Here is a 17,246-nt window from a genome sequence, read left to right on the forward strand (position 1 = left end):
AGGGGTCAGCCGTGTTTGATGCCGCGCACTTCGTCCACACCCCGGTTGGCAAGCTGGTCGGCACGCTCGTTGCCGGGGTGGCCGATGTGACCGCGCACCCACTGCCATTTGACGGTATGACGGCTGACCTGCTCATCCAGCAGTTGCCAGAGGTCGGCATTCTTGACTGGTTCCTTGGCGGCTGTTTTCCAGCCGCGCTTCTTCCAGTTGGGCATCCATTCGGTGATGCCTTTCATGACGTATTGCGAGTCGGTGACCAGCGTGACTTCACAGGGACGCTTGAGCTCTTCGAGCCCGCGAATGGCGCCAGTCAGCTCCATGCGGTTGTTGGTGGTATTGGCTTCGCCGCCCCACAGTTCTTTCTCGACCCCTTTGCATACCAGCAGGGCTCCCCAGCCGCCGGGACCGGGATTGCCTTTACAGGCGCCGTCGGTGAAGAGTTCAACGCTATCACTCATTACAATCTTTTCCACAATGATGGGCTTCGTTGCAGGACACGCGCAGCCGTCGGGGCTTGCGCTCTATCCTCAGGGCTGCGGATCCAGAGCCTTGCGACTGACCTTGGCCATCGGCATGGGAATCAGCTTGCCGATCGGGTCGCGGCGCACCTGACGCACGGGCCGCAGCCCCACCACCAGCTTGCGCGCAACCAGAAGATAGAAGCCGCCACCGGGGCTCTGACGTCCGTCGCCGAGGCTTTCGAGACCTGCCAAGCGTGACTGCCATGCTGCTGAAGCAAGGGGCGGACGATAGCATCCAAAGCGCCGTTTCTCCAGCGCGAAGCCCAGCAGATTAAGCCAGTCGCCAACCCGCGAAGGCGAAATGCAGCGGGCCTTGCGCAGCGCGTCACGCGCAAAAACGTGCCGCACTCCCCAGGCGCTCCAGGGGTTGATCCCGATGATCAGCAAATGCCCACCAGGGCGCACGCTGCTGGCGGCTTCACGCAGCAGGCCGTGGGGCGACAGACAGAAATCCAGACCATGCTGCAACACCACCACATCGGCCGCGTGCTCGCTCAAGGGCCAGGCCTGTTCTTCACAGACAATCTCGACACCCGGCAGCGGTGCGCCGAGCCTGACGTTGCGCTGCACTTGCGGCGCGACCGGCGGCGCCTCCGCCGACGGTCCGTAATGCACCAGATAGCCGCCGAAATAACGCCCGAGTTCTTCGTCGAGCACCCGGCGCTCCTCTTCAAGCAGAAGCTGCCCCAGTGGCCCTAAAAGCCATTCACGGGCAGCGCGGATCAATGCAAGCCACTCAGGATCAGCCTGAGCGAACGCTTCATCGGTCATGAGTTCTCCTCCAGAGGTGCTCGCCTACAGCGGCAACTGACTCTAAGATGCACCATTGTCCGCCGCTATGCGAACTGCGCCATGATACAGATACACGCCCTTCCCGCTTTCAATGACAACTACATATGGTTGTTACAAGACCTTTCGAGCCAGCGCTGCGCGGTGGTCGACCCGGGCGACGCGCAACCGGTCCTGGACTGGCTGGCGAGCATCCGGAGTATGGGCTCACCGACATCCTGCACTCACCACCACAACGACCACGTCGGTGGCGTGGTGCAGCTCAAGCAGGTCACTCAGGCACGTGTGCATGGCCCGGCCACGGAAAACATTCCGGCACGTGACGTGGCACTGGCCGACCATGACCGGCTGAACGTGCTCGGGCTCGAGTTTGTGGTACATGCCGTGCCCGGCCATACGCTGGGCCACATCGCGTTCTATCATGAAGCTGCCACGACACCGCTGCTGTTCAGCGGTGACACCCTGTTTGCCGCAGGCTGCGGACGCCTGTTCGAAGGCACACCGCAGCAGATGCATGACTCGCTGCAACGCTTGGCCGGGTTGCCGGACAGCACGTCGATCTACTGCGCTCACGAATACACACTGAGCAACCTGCGCTTTGCTCAGGCGGTCGAACCGGACAACCGGGATATCACCGAACGCCTGGCGGAAGTTACCCGCCTGCGTGCCGAAAACCGCATCAGCCTGCCGTCCACACTGGGCCTGGAAAAACGCACGAACCCGTTCCTGCGCACCCATGAAACATCCGTTAAAGAAAAAGCGGACGAACGGAACGGCGCGCAAAACACCTCGCAAAGTGCGGTCTTTGCTTGCTTGAGGGCCTGGAAAGATAAGTTCTGAAGCGACCGTGAAACCGCAATAAAATTCTGAATGGTTGACCGGCGGCGGGCTGCTTCCTAGAATCGCCCGACATTTTCGTCTGGATGTACCCCCCGAACAATGTCGTCATCTATCAGCAAGCCTTCACATTCGGACGCATTGACTCGGTTGGCTCAGGCCATGGCCGTCACCGCGAGTGCACTTCTGGCCGGTTGCCAGAGCACCGCCAGCGTCGACCCTGCCGGCAGTCACCGCACGCCGAACCTGGCCGCCGGAATCAAGCAAAAACCGATTTTCCTGACCCACAAGCCCGCAACCCCGCTGGCGCCGCCCCAGGATGTCTGGGAGCGCATGCGCCAGGGCTTTCAATTGCAGCAAGGCAACGATCAAAACCCTCGTATCGACCAGCAGCGCCTGTGGTTCGCCAACAACCCTTCCTTTCTGGAAAACGCTGGCGAACGCGGCAGCCTGTATATGCATTACATCGTCGAGCGCCTTGAAGAACGCAACATGCCGCTGGAGCTGGCCCTGCTCCCGGTGATCGAAAGCGCCTACAACCCGATGGCGGTGTCCCGCAGCCAGGCCGTTGGCCTGTGGCAGTTCATCCCGTCTACCGGGCGCTACTTCAACCTGCGCCAGACCAGTTTTTATGACGGACGACGCGACATTCAGGCCTCGACCGTTGCCGCACTGGATTACCTGACCCGTCTGCATGACATGTTCAACGGCGACTGGCTGCTGGCTCTGGCCGCTTACAACGCGGGCGAAGGCACGGTCAGCCGTGCCATCGAGCGCAACGACAAGCTCAACCTGCCGACCGACTACTGGAACCTGCCGCTGCCGCAGGAAACCCGTGACTATGTGCCAAAACTGCTGGCCCTGTCACAGGTCGTGCTTTCGCCAGAGGCCTATGGCGTCAACCTCAATCCGATTGCCAACCAGCCGTATTTCGAAGTGGTCGAGCTCAACAAGCGCGTTGATCTGTCCAAGGTCGCCAGCGCTGCCGACATCGACGAAGACGAATTGATCCAGCTCAATCCGGCCTACAAGAAGCGCCTGACCATCGACGGGCCTCAGCATTTGCTGGTGCCGACGTCCAAGGCGCAACTGCTGACGGCCAGCCTGTCGACCATGAAACAGGAAGAGCTGGTCGCCTGGCAGCCTTACCGGGTGCGCCGAGGCGATACGCTCGAAAGTCTGGCCAGCCGTTATCAGGTCACGGTCAGTTCGCTGAAGGGCAACAACAAGCTGGCAGGCAATCGTCTGAAAGTCGGTCAGTCACTGAGTATTCCGGTCAGACCGGGAATGGAAACCTCGCAGCCGGTGTTTGAAGCACTGGCCAGCAACGACAAGCCATCACGCACGCGCAGTTACAAGGTCCGCAGCGGAGACAACCTGACCACCATCGCCCAGGCCAACAAGGTTGACGTCGAGGACCTGCAACGCTGGAACAAGCTGTCAGGCAAAAAACTCAGCATTGGTCAGACACTGGTCATGCAGGACACCACCAGCAAGAGTGCCAGCAAAGTCAGCAGCAAAGCCGTTGCCAGCGCCAGTACAAAGGACGGTGACAAGAAGTCCATGCAATACAAGATTCAGAAAGGCGACTCGATGTACCTGGTTGCCAAGCGCTTCAACGTCGAGATGCAACATCTCAAGCGCTGGAATCCACGCAGCGGCCAGGCCCTCAAGCCCGGTCAGACCCTGACCGTCTACCTGCCGCATTGATGACATCGGCCGCTTGCCCTCGAATCAGCTCGGGGCGAGCGGCATTCGCACTCGTTGCAATGCCCTCGCCTGCAGTCTTTTTCCTGCAAGGACAAGCTGTTACTGTTAGCGACCCGAAAGCCCAAGTCGCCTGGATCGTGCCACGTCCCTTCCTGCTAATCGTCAGTCTGGCCTTGAGCTTCTGCGCCAACGCAGCCATAACCGAAAGCCATGGTTATGCGCAGTTTGGCGTGCTCAAGTACCCGGCGAGCTTCACCCATTTCGACTGGGTCAATCCCGAGGCGCCGAAAGGTGGCACCTTGCGAATGATGGCATTCGGCACATTCGACACGCTCAACCCTTACACCTTCAAGGGCAGTAGCCCGGTTTCAACGGGAAATTTCCTGCAATACGGCGTCAACGAGCTCAACGAGCCGTTGATGGTCGGTACCGGCCAGTACGACCCGTCCGGCGATGAGCCGACTTCCAGCTACGGTCTGATCGCCCAGTCGGTGGAATACAGCGAAAACCGTAGCTGGGTGGTATTCAACCTCCGTCCGCAGGCACACTTTCATGATGGCAAACCGATCACGGCCTACGACGTGGCGTTTTCCTACCGGACATTGCTCAAGGACGGTCACCCCCAATACCGCACCGCCTTGCAGGAAGTGCAGCGCGTCGACATTCTCAACCGGCATCGCATCCGTTTTGTCTTCAAGCGCTCCGGCAACCCGCTGCTGATCCTGCGTCTGGGCGAAATGCCGGTACTGCCCCAGCATTACTGGAAAGACCGCGATTTCAAGGCCACCACCTTCGAACCGCCGCTGGGCAGTGGCCCGTATCGCATTACCCGCGTCCAGCCCGGACGCCAGCTGGTGTTCGAGCGCGTCAAGGATTACTGGGGCAAGGACCTGGCGGTCAATCGCGGCAAATATAATTTCGACCGCGTCGAAGTGGAGTTCTACCGCGACAGCGACGTGGCGTTCGAGGCCTTCAAAGCCGGCGAGTTCGATATCTACATCGAACATCAGGCCAAAAACTGGGCGACGGGCTACAACTTTCCGGCGGTCGCCAACGGTGAGGTGATCAAGGCGCAGATCCCGCACCGGATACCGACCCAGACCCAAGGCCTGTTCATGAACACCCGGCGTGCCGCATTCGCCGATATCCGGGTACGTGAAGCCCTGGGCCTGCTGTTCAACTTCGAATGGACCAACCGCACGCTGTTCAGCGGCGCCTATGACCGCTCGACCAGCTACTACCCCAACAGCGAGTTTTCCGCAACGGGCCTGCCGACCGGCGCCGAATGGCTGCTGCTGGCGGTTTACCGCGATCAACTGCCCGCCAGCCTGTTTAAGCAGCCGTTTACGCCGTCGAAGACCGACGGCGGCGGCATCCCGCGCGAAACGCTGCGCAAAGCCCTCACGCTGCTGACCGATGCAGGCTGGACACTGACCGATCGCGGTTTGCTCAACGCTGAAAAGCAGCCGCTGCGTTTCGAGATTCTGCTGGTCAACCCCAACCTTGAACGCATCCTGCAACCCTACATCGAAGACCTGCGCCGCCTGGGCATCGATGCCGGCCTGCGCACTGTGGATCGCGCGCAATACAAGCAGCGTCTGGACCGTTTCGACTTCGACATGATTCTCATGACCCTGCAACAGACGCTCAGCCCCGGCCTTGAGCAGTGGCAGTACTTTCACTCCAGCCAGGCCACGATCAACGGCAGCAAGAACTACGCAGGTATCGCCAACCCGGTGGTCGATGCGCTGCTGAACAAACTGCTGGCCGCACAGACCCGCGATGAGCAAGTCGCCGCCGCCCGTGCGCTGGACCGCGTGCTGCTGTCCCAGCACTACAGCATTCCCAACTGGTACCTGAACAATCACCGGCTTGCCTATCGCAACCGATTCGCCATGGTCACTACCCCGCCCTATACCCTGGGGCTGCGCGCGTGGTGGCTCAAGACTCTGGAGAAGCCACGATGAACCGATTGCACTCTCTGCGCTCTCAGGCAGCTGCACTGCTGCTGGCCAGCCTGGCCTGCGCGGTGCAGGCTGCGCCGCAGCATGCCGTTACCCTGTACGACGAAGCGCCAAAATACCCGGCCGACTTCAAACATTTCGACTACGTCAACCCGGATGCGCCTAAGGGCGGCACGTTCCGGCAAGCGGGCTTCGGCGGCTTCGACAGCCTCAATCCGTTTATCAACAAAGGCGTGGCAGCGGAAGACATCGGCCTGATCTACGACACCCTGGCCCGGGCAAGCCTGGATGAACCGTTCAGCGAATACGGGCTGGTGGCCGGAAAAATCGAAAAGGCCCCGGACAACAGCTGGGTGCGTTTCTATCTACGCCCTGAAGCGCGCTTTCATGACGGCCACCCGATCCGCGCCGAAGATGTCGAATTCAGTTTCAAGACCCTGATGGAACATGGCTCGCCCATGTACAAGGGCTACTACGCCGACGTCGATCAGGTCGTCGTCGAAGACCCGCTGCGGGTGCTGTTCAAGTTCAAGCACAAGGGCAGCCGTGAGATGCCACTGATCCTCGGCCAGTTGCCGGTGCTGCCAAAGCATTTCTGGGCGGAGCGCGACTTCAGCAAGGGCAACCTGGAATTCCCGCTGGGCAGCGGACCGTACAAGGTGGTCGATGTCAAAGCCGGACGCTCGGTGCGCTACGAACGGGTCAAGGATTACTGGGGCAAAGACCTGCCCATCAACAAGGGCTTTTACAATTTCGACGTGCTGACCACTGACTATTACCGCGACAACACCGTCGCGCTGGAAGCCGGCAAGGCCGGGCAGTTCGATTACTGGATAGAGACCAGCGCCAAGAATTGGGCAACCGCTTACGACACACCGGCCGTCAAGGACGGCCGATTGATCAAGGAAGAGCTGCCCAACGGCAACCCGACCGGCATGCAGGGTTTCGTGTTCAATCTGCGCAAACCGGTCTTTCAGGACGTGCGGGTACGTGAAGCGTTGACCCTGCTGCTCGATTTCGAATGGACCAACAAACAACTGTTCAATGGCGCCTACAGCCGCACCAAGAGTTATTTCGACAACTCGGAAATGGCCTCCAGCGGCCTGCCGTCTGCCGAGGAACTGAAAATCCTCGAACCGTTGCGCGGCAAGATTCCGGACCGGGTATTCACCGAACCCTTCCAGTTGCCGGTCACCGACGGCAGCGGCATGATCCGCCCGCAACAGCGCCGCGCCTTTCAGTTATTGCAGGAAGCCGGCTGGAAAGTGGTCAACGACAAAATGGTCGATACGCAGGGCAACCCGGTGAAGCTGGAGTTCCTGATCGCGCAGACCGAGTTCGAGCGCATTCTGCTGCCCTACAAGCGCAACCTGAGTGATCTGGGCATCGAACTGGTGATTCGCCGGGCGGACGTGTCGCAATACATCAACCGCCTGCGCTCACGCGACTACGACATGATCGTCACTGGCTATCCGCAGTCCAGCTCGCCCGGCAACGAGCAGCGCGTGTATTTCGATTCATCCAGCGCCGATAATCCGGGCAGCCGCAACTTTATGGGCCTCAAGGACCCTGCCGTCGATACGCTGGTGAATGGCCTGATCAACGCCGACTCCCGCGCCAGCCTGATCACTTACACCAAGGCCCTTGACCGGGTATTGCTGTGGGGTTTCTATGTGGCCCCCAACTGGCACATCAAGACCTGGCGGGTGGCTTACTGGAACCACCTCGATCACCCCAAGGCCAAAGCGCTGTCGGATATCGGCCTGATGACCTGGTGGGTGAAGCCGGACGTCAAGCCGGTGACCGCAACCCCGTCAGCCTCTGATCAGGCCAAGCCTGCGAACGCGGAGCAATAACATGCTGGCTTATATTCTGCGACGGCTGCTGCTGATCATCCCGACCCTGCTCGGCATCCTGATCATCAACTTTGTCATCATCCAGGCGGCCCCCGGCGGGCCGGTGGAACAGATGATTGCCAAGATCGAAGGCTTCGACGGGGCCACCAGCCGGATTGCCGGTGGAGGCGCAGAAGTCTCGGTGGCGGGCTCCAACTATCGCGGCGCGCAGGGCCTGGACCCGGCGTTGATCAAGGAAATCGAACGCATGTACGGTTTCGACAAGTCGGCACCGGAACGCCTGTGGATCATGATCAAGAACTACGCCACGCTGGATTTCGGCGACAGCTTCTTTCGGGATGCCAAGGTCATCGACCTGATTGTCGAGAAGATGCCGGTGTCTATTTCCCTCGGGCTATGGAGCACGCTGATCATGTACCTGGTGTCGATCCCGCTGGGGATCGCCAAGGCCACCCGGCACGGCAGCCAGTTCGACGTCTGGACCAGTTCGGCGATCATCGTCGGCTATGCCATTCCGGCGTTCCTGTTCGCGATTCTATTGATCGTGATGTTTGCCGGTGGCAGCTATTTCAACTGGTTCCCGTTGCGCGGGCTGACCTCGAACAACTACGAGGAACTGAGCACGCCGGGCAAGATCTTCGACTACTTCTGGCACCTGGTGCTGCCGGTCACAGCCTTGGTAATCGGCAACTTCGCCACCATGACCCTGCTGACCAAGAACAGCTTTCTCGACGAGATCAGCAAACAGTACGTCACCACCGCCAAAGCCAAGGGCCTGAGCAATCACAAGGTGCTTTACGGTCATGTGTTCCGCAACGCCATGCTGCTGGTGATTGCCGGTTTCCCGTCGGCGTTCATCGGCATCTTCTTTACCGGTTCGCTGCTGGTGGAAGTGATCTTCTCGCTGGACGGCCTGGGCCTGATGAGCTTTGAGGCTGCGATCAACCGCGACTACCCGGTAGTGTTCGGCACGTTGTTCATCTTCACCCTGCTGGGGCTGGTGGTGAAGCTGATCGGCGACATCACCTACACCCTGGTTGACCCGCGCATCGACTTTGAAAGCAGGAAGCATTGATATGAAGCTGTCTCCTCTCAATCGCCGCCGCTTCGAACGCTTCAAGGCCAACCGACGTGGCTGGTGGTCGTTGTGGCTGTTCCTCATCCTGTTTGGCCTGAGCCTGGGCGCCGAGCTGATCGCCAACGATAAACCGCTGGCCGTGCGCTATGATGGCCACTGGTACTTCCCGGTGTTCGAGCGTTACCCGGAAACCACCTTTGGTGGCGAGTTTCCACTGGAAGCCAATTACAAGAGCCCTTACATCAAGGAACTGCTCGCAGCGAAAGACGGCTGGACCTTGTGGGCACCGATTCCGTTCAGCTACCAGAGCATCAACTATGACCTGAAGGTCCCTGCCCCTGCCCCGCCGTCGCGAGAGAACCTGCTGGGCACCGACGATCAGGGCCGCGACGTATTGGCGCGGGTCATCTACGGCTTCCGGATCTCCGTGCTGTTCGCCCTGACCCTGACCATTCTCAGCTCGATCATCGGCGTGATCGCCGGTGCCTTGCAGGGCTTCTATGGCGGCTGGGTCGACTTGCTGGGCCAGCGTTTTCTGGAAGTCTGGTCCGGCCTGCCGGTGCTCTACCTGCTGATCATTCTGGCAAGCTTCGTCCAGCCCAACTTCTGGTGGCTGTTGGGCATCATGCTGCTGTTCTCGTGGATGAGTCTGGTCGACGTGGCGCGCGCCGAGTTCCTGCGCGGCCGCAATCTGGAATACGTGCGTGCTGCACGGGCGCTGGGCATGGAAAATGGCGCGATCATGTTCCGTCACATTCTGCCCAACGCGATGGTCTCGACCATGACCTTTCTGCCGTTCATTCTGACCGGCGCCATCGGCACGCTGACCGCCCTGGATTTCCTCGGCTTCGGCTTGCCAGCCGGCTCGCCGTCGCTGGGCGAACTGGTGGCGCAGGGCAAATCCAATCTGCAGGCGCCGTGGCTGGGCATCAGTGCCTTCGCGGTGCTGGCCATTATGCTGAGCCTGCTGGTATTCATCGGTGAGTCCGCCCGCGATGCATTCGACCCAAGGAAATAAGATGAACAATGACAATCTGATCGAAGTCCGCGATCTGGCGGTCGAGTTCGTGACGGGCGAATCGCGGCAGCGGGTAGTCGAGAACATCAGCTTCGACATTCGCCGCGGCGAAACCCTGGCACTGGTGGGCGAAAGCGGCTCGGGCAAATCCGTCACCGCGCATTCGATTCTGCGTCTGCTGCCCTACCCGATCGCCAGCCACCCGAGCGGCACCATTCGCTATGCGGATGAAGACCTGCTGACCGTCGAAGAGAAGACACTCCGTTCGATCCGTGGCAACCGCATTGCCATGATCTTTCAGGAGCCAATGACCTCGCTGAATCCGCTGCATTCGGTCGAAAAACAGATCAACGAAGTGCTGGGCCTGCACAAGGGACTGACCGGCAAGGCGGCCACTGAACGTACGCTGGAGCTTCTCGAGCTGGTCGGCATCCCTGAGCCCCGCAAACGACTCAAAGCCCTGCCACACGAGCTGTCAGGCGGCCAGCGTCAGCGTGTGATGATCGCCATGGCGCTGGCCAACGAGCCCGAGCTGCTGATTGCCGATGAACCGACCACTGCACTGGACGTCACGGTGCAGCTGAAAATCCTTGAACTGCTCAAGCATTTGCAGGCGCGACTGGGCATGGCACTGCTGCTGATCAGCCATGATTTGAACGTCGTCAGGCAAATAGCCAACCGAGTATGTGTCATGCAGCGAGGTTGCATCGTCGAACAGGCATCGTGCGAAGAATTGTTCCGTTCGCCGCAGCACCCGTACACCAAAGTTCTGCTCAGCGCGGAGCCCAGCGGCGGTCCTTCGACCAACCCGGCCGGTCCTCCGCTGCTCGAAGTCGAGGACCTGAAAGTCTGGTTCCCGATCAAGAAGGGCCTGCTCAAGCGCACCGTCGATCACGTCAAGGCGGTCGACGGCATTCGCTTCAGCCTGCCTCAGGGCCAGACGCTGGGTATCGTGGGTGAGAGCGGATCGGGCAAATCGACGCTGGGGCTGGCGATTCTCAGACTGATCGGCAGCCAGGGCACCATACGTTTCAAAGGCAACCCGCTAGACTCCCTGTCGCAACAGCAGATTCGTCCGCTGCGCAGGCAGATGCAGGTGGTTTTCCAGGACCCGTTCGGCAGCTTGAGTCCGCGTATGTCGGTGGGGGAAATCGTCGGCGAAGGCCTGCGCATCCATGGCATGGGCACGGCTGACGAGCAACAGACAGCGATCATCGAAGCGCTCAGGGAAGTAGGTCTGGACCCGGATACCCGGCACCGCTACCCCCACGAGTTCTCCGGTGGTCAACGTCAGCGGATCGCCATTGCCCGGGCACTGGTGTTGAAGCCGGAGCTGATTCTGCTGGACGAGCCGACGTCGGCCCTCGACCGGACAGTGCAGCGCCAGGTAGTCGAGCTGCTTCGTTCGCTGCAAACCAAGTACAACCTGACGTATTTGTTCATCAGCCATGACCTGGCTGTCGTCAAAGCGCTGAGCCACCAGTTGATGGTGGTCAAGCAAGGCCAAGTGGTCGAACAGGGTGCCGCGCAGGAAATCTTCGCCGCACCGCAACATCCTTATACACAGCAGCTGCTGGAGGCCGCCTTTCTGGCCCCCATAGCTGTCGATTAACCTGAACCTGAAGAGGAACAACACATGGGTTTTCTCGCCGGTAAGCGCGTCCTGATCGTCGGTGTCGCCAGTAAACTGTCCATCGCATCCGGTATCGCCGCCGCCATGCATCGTGAAGGTGCTGAACTCGCTTTCACCTACCAGAACGACAAACTCAAAGGTCGCGTCGAAGAGTTCGCCGCAGGCTGGGGTTCAGGCCCTGAGCTGTGCTTCCCTTGCGATGTGGCCAGCGACGAAGAGATCAACAAGGTCTTTGAAGAGCTGAGCAAGAAGTGGGACGGCCTGGACGTGATCGTTCACTCGGTCGGCTTCGCTCCGGGCGACCAGCTCGATGGCGACTTCACCAACGCCACCACCCGCGAAGGTTTCCGCATCGCGCACGACATCAGCGCCTACAGCTTCGTTGCCCTGGCCAAGGCTGGTCGCGAAATGATGAAAGGCCGCAATGGCAGCCTGCTGACCCTGTCTTACCTGGGCGCAGAGCGCACCATGCCCAACTACAACGTCATGGGCATGGCCAAGGCCAGCCTGGAAGCCGGCGTTCGTTACCTGGCTGGCAGCCTCGGCCCGGAAGGCACACGTGTCAACGCAGTGTCGGCAGGTCCGATCCGCACCCTGGCTGCTTCGGGCATCAAGAACTTCCGCAAGATGCTGGCAGCCAACGAAGCGCAGACCCCTCTGCGCCGCAACGTGACCATCGACGAAGTCGGCAATGCCGGCGCGTTCCTGTGCTCGGACCTGGCGTCGGGCATCAGCGGTGAGATCATGTACGTCGACGGCGGTTTCAACACCACCGCGATGGGCAGCATGGACGAGTAAGACGGCAAGCGCCGCTCCCCGCGAGCGGCACTTTCCGGCACTCAAAAAGAAGGCCGCTCACTGAGCGGCCTTCTTTTTGCGCGGGTTTCGAGCTTAGAACTTCTCGATCTTCGCCTTGCTTTCCAACTGTGCACGGTACGCTGCGAAATCCTGCTGACCGGCACGCGATGCGAGGAAACGGCGATATTGCGCCTTTTCTGCGTCAGTCGGCGCGGTTGCCTGATTCACACCATTGAGACGGACAATCACGAAGCTGCCATCCGCTGCAGTAATGCTGGCGAATTCCGGCTTGTCCTTGCCATTCGGCTTGGGCATGCGGAACAGCGTCTGCAGGACCTGAGGGTCAACCCCTTCCTGGCTGCGAGTGACCGCTTCCATGACTTTCCAGTCCTGACCTGCCTGCTTGGCAGCCAACGGAATCTTGCCCTCGCGCAGACCGGCCAGCAGTGCTTCGCCCTTGGCCTTGGCCGCCGCCGAAGCATGCTCCTTGACGAGTTGCGCGCGAATCGAGCTGGCAACGCTTTCAAGTGGCAGCTGTTGCGGTTGCAGATGCTCTTTGGCACGGACGACCACGACCGTTTCCGGGTCCAGCTCCAGCGTGTTGCTGTTGGAGCCTTCTTCCAGCACTTCCGGGCTGAATGCCGCCTGGATGACAGCACGGTTGGCCGTCAGGCCTTCACCGCCTTCACGACCAAATGGCGCAGTGGTCTGAACCTTGAGACCCAGATCCTGAGCCGGCTGATTCAGGTCGGACGATTCGAATGCCGAATCTTCCAGCTGCTTGGTCACTTCGACGAACTTCTGCTCGACCTGCTGCGACTTGAGGTCGTTGGTCAGCTTGTCCTTGAGGCTGGCGAAGGTCGGCACCGACGGTGCTTCAACGCCCAGCAACTTGATCAGGTGCCAGCCGAAGTCGGTGCGTACCGGCTGCGAAACCTGGTCCTTGTTCAACGCATACAGCGCGTCTTCAAAAGCCGGGTCGTAAACGCCTTTGCCCGCGTAGCCCAGATCACCGCCCTTGTTCGACGAGCCAGGGTCCTGCGAGTATTCCTTGGCCAGCGCCGCGAAGTCCTCACCCTTGGCCAGACGCTGCTGAATTTCTTCAATTTTCGCCTTGGCCTGCTCTTCGTTCAGCTTGTCGTTCACTTCGATCAGAATGTGCGCTGCACGACGCTGCTCGGCGAGGTTGGCGATCTCTTTCTGATACGCCGCCTGCAAATCCTCGTCCTTGACCTGAACCTTGTCGAAGAAAGACGATTTCTTCAACTCGATGTAATCAAGCACGACTTGCTCAGGGCTCATGAACTCTTTGGCATGCTGGTCGTAGTGAGCCTTGACTTCATCGTCGGTCACTTTCACTGCCGCCGGATCGGCCGGCAGAGTCAGCGAAGCGAAATCCCGCGTCTGTTTTTCCAGACGGGCAAAGGCTTCAACCTGTGCGTCGGTTACGAAGGCACTGCCCGCAACACCTGCGCGCACCTGACCGATGAGCATTTCCTGGCCCAGCATCTGGCGGAACTGCAGACGGCTGTAACCGAGCTGACGAATAACCTGATCGAAGCGGTCGGCGCTGAACTTGCCATCGACCTGAAATTCAGGCGTCTGCAACAGTTGCTGATCCAGCGCCGCTTCGGAAAACGAGAACTTGGCGTCCGCTGCACCTTGCAGCAGCAGCTTGCGATCGATCAGGCCTTTGAGCGCCGATTCACGCAGCAGCTTTTCATCGAGCATGGCAGGATCGAAATCCTTGCCCAACTGCTGCGAGAGCTGTTGAGCCAACTGACGACGCTGCATGTCAACGGCCTGGCTCAACTCGCTTTGAGAGATGTCCTCACCGTTGACCTCAGCTGCGTTCTGCTTGTTGCTGGTGGCGGTAAACAACGCCTCGATGCCGGTGAAGGCCATCAACGCGATGATGATTCCGATAATGGTCTTGGCAATCCAGCCTTGTGAATTGTCCCTGATGTTCTGCAGCATTTGCGTCCCTCAAAACGGTGGTACTGACTAACCAACCGCGGAGCGTGGGTAGAAAGCGGATAGAAGAAAGGCGCATCCGAGGATGCGCCTTCTCGTAACTGACGGAGCGGGAGGGCTCGAACCCTTCGGTGTTGCAACCGAATGCACCACCGCTCCGCTACTGGATCAGACCTGGTCAGACCCAGCGGGCAAAGGCATCGAGAGGCTTAGTTGACAGCTTCTTTGAGGGCTTTACCGGCTTTGAAACCTGGTTTTTTAGCAGCAGCGATTTCCAGCGTTTTACCGGTCTGAGGATTGCGACCGGTGCGAGCAGGACGATCAGTAACGGAGAACGTACCAAAGCCAACCAAAACAACCGAGTCGCCAGCCTTCAGAGCGCCAGTGACGGATTCGATCACTGCGTCCAGCGCACGGCCAGCAGCAGCTTTCGGGATATCAGCAGATGCAGCGATAGCATCAATCAGTTCCGACTTGTTCACTCTAAGTCCCCTTATCTCTATTTTGAGTACGTTTCTAAGTTTTAGGTGTTAAGCAAAACGAGCGCAGGAAGGCTTGCTGGTGCTTGCTTTAAAGAGCCGCTTTATAACAAGGGCTCTAAAAAGCTGTCAAGGAAGCCTGTCCAGTCTTAATGCGTGCTAATTCTGTCCTTAGAGTCAGTCTCGCGTTTTTCGTCCTTTGCAACCAGATCGGTTGCTGTTTCCGGCAACGGCTCCGGCGCGTATTGCAGCGCAATTTGCAGGACTTCGTCAATCCATTTAACGGGCTTGATCTGCAGATCCTGTTTGATGTTGTCAGGAATCTCCTTCAAATCGCGTACATTTTCTTCCGGAATGATCACTGTCTTGATGCCGCCGCGATGCGCCGCCAGCAGTTTTTCCTTCAAACCACCAATCGCCAGCACTTGTCCGCGCAAGGTGATTTCACCGGTCATTGCCACATCCGCACGCACCGGAATCTGTGTAAGCGCCGATACCAGTGCTGTGCACATCCCCACGCCGGCACTCGGACCGTCCTTCGGAGTCGCCCCCTCAGGCATGTGAATATGCGTGTCGTGCTTCTCGTGGAAATCGGCTGGAATGCCCAGACTGCGGGCCCTGCTGCGTACCACGGTCTGCGCTGCAGTGATGGACTCGACCATCACATCGCCCAGCGAACCGGTCTTGATCAACTGGCCCTTGCCCGATACGACAGCCGCTTCGATGGTCAACAATTCGCCGCCCACCTGCGTCCACGCCAGCCCGGTAACCTGACCGATCTGATCCTGCTGCTCGGCAAGGCCATAGCGGAATTTGCGCACCCCCAGGAAATGCTCGAGCATCTCTGCCGTGACGTGCACGGAGAAACGTTTTTCCATCGTGTGTTCTTTGACTGCCTTGCGGCAGACCTTCGCAATCTGCCGCTCAAGCCCGCGCACGCCCGCTTCACGGGTGTAATAGCGGATGATGTCGCGGATCGCTTCCTCGTCGAACTGGATCTCGCCCTTCTTCAGGCCGTTCGCCTGAATCTGCTTGGGCGAAAGGTACTTGACGGCGATGTTGATCTTTTCGTCTTCGGTGTAGCCCGGCAACCGAATGACTTCCATCCGGTCCAGCAACGCTGGCGGGATGTTCATCGAGTTCGAGGTGCAGAGGAACATCACGTCCGAGAGGTCGTAGTCGACTTCCAGGTAGTGATCGTTGAAATTATGGTTCTGCTCGGGGTCAAGCACCTCAAGCAGCGCCGAGGCCGGATCGCCACGCATATCGCTGCCCATCTTGTCGATTTCGTCAAGCAGGAACAACGGGTTGCGGACGCCCACCTTTGTCATCTTTTGTATCAATCTTCCTGGCATCGAACCGATGTACGTACGGCGATGACCACGAATTTCCGCTTCATCGCGCACGCCACCGAGGGCCATGCGCACGAATTTGCGATTGGTCGCACTGGCAATAGACTCCGCCAGCGAGGTTTTACCGACGCCAGGTGGCCCGACCAGGCACAGCACAGGACCGCGAATTTTCTTCACGCGCTTCTGCACTGCAAGGTATTCGAGGATGCGCTCTTTGACCTCGTCGAGACCGTAGTGATCGGCGTCGAGAATCGCCTCGGCACGCGCCAGGTCGAGGCGCACTTTGCTCTGCGCCTTCCACGGCACTTGCACCAGCCAGTCGATGTAGGTGCGCACCACGGTCGCTTCGGCAGACATCGGCGACATCTGCTTGAGCTTGTTCAGCTCGGCGGTCGCCTTGGTCAGCGCGTCTTTGGGCAGACCGGCAGCATCAATGCGCTTTTTCAGCTCTTCGATTTCGTTATGGCCTTCGTCGCCATCGCCCAGCTCTTTCTGAATGGCCTTCATCTGCTCATTCAGGTAGTACTCGCGCTGGCTGCGCTCCATTTGTTTTTTGACACGACCGCGAATGCGTTTTTCAACCTGCAACAGGTCGATTTCAGCGTCCAGCAGGGCCAGCACGTGCTCGACACGGGCCGACAGGTCGATAATCTCGAGGATTTCCTGCTTCTGCTCGATCTTAAGCGCCATGTGCGCCGCCATGGTATCTACCAGGCGACCGGGCTCGTCGATGCTGTTAAGCGACGACAGGACCTCTGCAGGAACCTTCTTACCAAGCTGTACGTATTGCTCGAATTGAGCGAGCAGGCTGCGTACGAACACTTCGGATTCACGATCCGGCGCGTCGACTTCGTCGATCAGCGCGACATCGGCACGGTAATGGCCATCGACTTCGATGAAACGCTCGACCGAACCGCGCTGCTCGCCCTCTACCAGCACCTTGACGGTGCCGTCGGGCAGTTTGAGCAACTGCAGGACAGTGGCAATGGTCCCTACGCTGTACAACGCCTTTTCGTCAGGGTCGTCGTCAGCCGGGTTTCTTTGCGCGAGCAGCAGGATCTGCTTGTCGCCTGTCATTGCCGCTTCAAGGGCTTCGATAGACTTCTCGCGCCCCACGAACAGCGGGATAACCATATGCGGATAAACCACGACATCACGCAATGGCAAAAGAGGCAATTCAATAGTGGTCTTCATGATTTCGCCTCTACAGCGGCCAATCGGCCGGGACAGATGGAAT

General features: G+C 59.3%; 13 protein-coding genes. 8 read left to right on the top strand and 5 right to left on the bottom strand.

Features of this window, described 5'->3' with window-relative positions; all coding sequences use genetic code 11:
- Positions 1-5: 5 nt before the first annotated feature.
- Together rnhA and ABJ99_RS10730 are read right to left on the bottom strand one after the other, a co-directional pair.
- Entirely contained in the window at positions 6-458 is a 453-nt protein-coding gene (gene rnhA / locus ABJ99_RS10725) for a ribonuclease HI (RefSeq protein WP_007250330.1), read from the bottom strand.
- Between the two features lie 69 nt (positions 459-527).
- A complete protein-coding gene (locus ABJ99_RS10730) occupies positions 528-1,292 on the bottom strand; it encodes a methyltransferase domain-containing protein (RefSeq protein WP_054085819.1) in 765 nt (254 codons plus the stop codon).
- A gap of 81 nt (positions 1,293-1,373) precedes the next feature.
- On the opposite strand from ABJ99_RS10730, the gene gloB reads away from it, so the two are divergent.
- The 8 genes from gloB to fabI all read left to right on the top strand — a co-directional run bounded on the left by gloB (position 1,374) and on the right by fabI (position 12,204).
- Positions 1,374-2,150, top strand: coding sequence for a hydroxyacylglutathione hydrolase (gloB, locus tag ABJ99_RS10735; RefSeq protein WP_054085820.1), 777 nt, complete (start codon positions 1,374-1,376; stop codon positions 2,148-2,150).
- A gap of 99 nt (positions 2,151-2,249) precedes the next feature.
- Positions 2,250-3,857: a LysM peptidoglycan-binding domain-containing protein gene (locus tag ABJ99_RS10740; protein WP_054085821.1), complete on the top strand. Its 1,608-nt coding sequence runs from the start codon at positions 2,250-2,252 to the stop codon at positions 3,855-3,857.
- Positions 3,858-3,994: 137 nt separating this feature from the next.
- Positions 3,995-5,824 (top strand): extracellular solute-binding protein, encoded by a 1,830-nt coding sequence (locus tag ABJ99_RS10745; protein WP_054085822.1) that lies wholly within the window; start codon positions 3,995-3,997, stop codon positions 5,822-5,824.
- Entirely contained in the window at positions 5,821-7,677 is a 1,857-nt protein-coding gene (locus ABJ99_RS10750) for an extracellular solute-binding protein (protein ID WP_054085823.1), read from the top strand. Before ABJ99_RS10745 ends, ABJ99_RS10750 begins: the two co-directional genes overlap by 4 nt.
- A gap of 1 nt (position 7,678) precedes the next feature.
- Positions 7,679-8,752: a microcin C ABC transporter permease YejB gene (locus ABJ99_RS10755; protein ID WP_054085824.1), complete on the top strand. Its 1,074-nt coding sequence runs from the start codon at positions 7,679-7,681 to the stop codon at positions 8,750-8,752.
- 1 nt (position 8,753) lies between these two features.
- Positions 8,754-9,773, top strand: a complete 1,020-nt coding sequence (locus tag ABJ99_RS10760; protein ID WP_054085825.1) for an ABC transporter permease — start codon at positions 8,754-8,756, stop codon at positions 9,771-9,773.
- 1 nt (position 9,774) lies between these two features.
- Positions 9,775-11,385, top strand: coding sequence for an ABC transporter ATP-binding protein (locus tag ABJ99_RS10765; protein ID WP_054085826.1), 1,611 nt, complete (start codon positions 9,775-9,777; stop codon positions 11,383-11,385).
- A 24-nt stretch (positions 11,386-11,409) separates the two neighbouring features.
- Positions 11,410-12,204, top strand: coding sequence for an enoyl-ACP reductase FabI (fabI, locus tag ABJ99_RS10770; protein ID WP_005770759.1), 795 nt, complete (start codon positions 11,410-11,412; stop codon positions 12,202-12,204).
- A gap of 93 nt (positions 12,205-12,297) precedes the next feature.
- Here the strand turns inward: fabI and ABJ99_RS10775 are convergent, their stop codons facing one another.
- From ABJ99_RS10775 to lon, 3 genes are all read right to left on the bottom strand, one after another.
- Positions 12,298-14,181, bottom strand: a complete 1,884-nt coding sequence (locus ABJ99_RS10775; RefSeq protein ID WP_054085827.1) for a SurA N-terminal domain-containing protein — start codon at positions 14,179-14,181, stop codon at positions 12,298-12,300.
- Positions 14,182-14,387: 206 nt separating this feature from the next.
- On the bottom strand, positions 14,388-14,660 hold the full coding sequence (locus tag ABJ99_RS10780; protein ID WP_004883906.1) for an HU family DNA-binding protein: 273 nt from the start codon (positions 14,658-14,660) through the stop codon (positions 14,388-14,390).
- A gap of 146 nt (positions 14,661-14,806) precedes the next feature.
- Entirely contained in the window at positions 14,807-17,203 is a 2,397-nt protein-coding gene (lon, locus tag ABJ99_RS10785) for an endopeptidase La (RefSeq protein ID WP_007250321.1), read from the bottom strand.
- Positions 17,204-17,246 lie beyond the last annotated feature (43 nt).

The sequence above is a fragment of the Pseudomonas syringae pv. cilantro genome, assembly GCF_001293775.1.
GTDB classification, from domain to species: domain Bacteria; phylum Pseudomonadota; class Gammaproteobacteria; order Pseudomonadales; family Pseudomonadaceae; genus Aquipseudomonas; species Aquipseudomonas syringae_P.

What these genes read in the sequence shown, in the direction of transcription:
- rnhA (WP_007250330.1), bottom strand. Translation starts at nt 458, where the DNA reads ATGAGTGATAGCGTTGAACTCTTCACCGACGGCGCCTGTAAAGGCAAT.
- ABJ99_RS10765 (WP_054085826.1), top strand. Translation starts at nt 9,775, where the DNA reads ATGAACAATGACAATCTGATCGAAGTCCGCGATCTGGCGGTCGAGTTC.
- fabI (WP_005770759.1), top strand. Translation starts at nt 11,410, where the DNA reads ATGGGTTTTCTCGCCGGTAAGCGCGTCCTGATCGTCGGTGTCGCCAGT.
- ABJ99_RS10755 (WP_054085824.1), top strand. Translation starts at nt 7,679, where the DNA reads ATGCTGGCTTATATTCTGCGACGGCTGCTGCTGATCATCCCGACCCTG.
- ABJ99_RS10730 (WP_054085819.1), bottom strand. Translation starts at nt 1,292, where the DNA reads ATGACCGATGAAGCGTTCGCTCAGGCTGATCCTGAGTGGCTTGCATTG.
- ABJ99_RS10750 (WP_054085823.1), top strand. Translation starts at nt 5,821, where the DNA reads ATGAACCGATTGCACTCTCTGCGCTCTCAGGCAGCTGCACTGCTGCTG.
- gloB (WP_054085820.1), top strand. Translation starts at nt 1,374, where the DNA reads ATGATACAGATACACGCCCTTCCCGCTTTCAATGACAACTACATATGG.
- ABJ99_RS10760 (WP_054085825.1), top strand. Translation starts at nt 8,754, where the DNA reads ATGAAGCTGTCTCCTCTCAATCGCCGCCGCTTCGAACGCTTCAAGGCC.
- lon (WP_007250321.1), bottom strand. Translation starts at nt 17,203, where the DNA reads ATGAAGACCACTATTGAATTGCCTCTTTTGCCATTGCGTGATGTCGTG.
- ABJ99_RS10740 (WP_054085821.1), top strand. Translation starts at nt 2,250, where the DNA reads ATGTCGTCATCTATCAGCAAGCCTTCACATTCGGACGCATTGACTCGG.
- ABJ99_RS10775 (WP_054085827.1), bottom strand. Translation starts at nt 14,181, where the DNA reads ATGCTGCAGAACATCAGGGACAATTCACAAGGCTGGATTGCCAAGACC.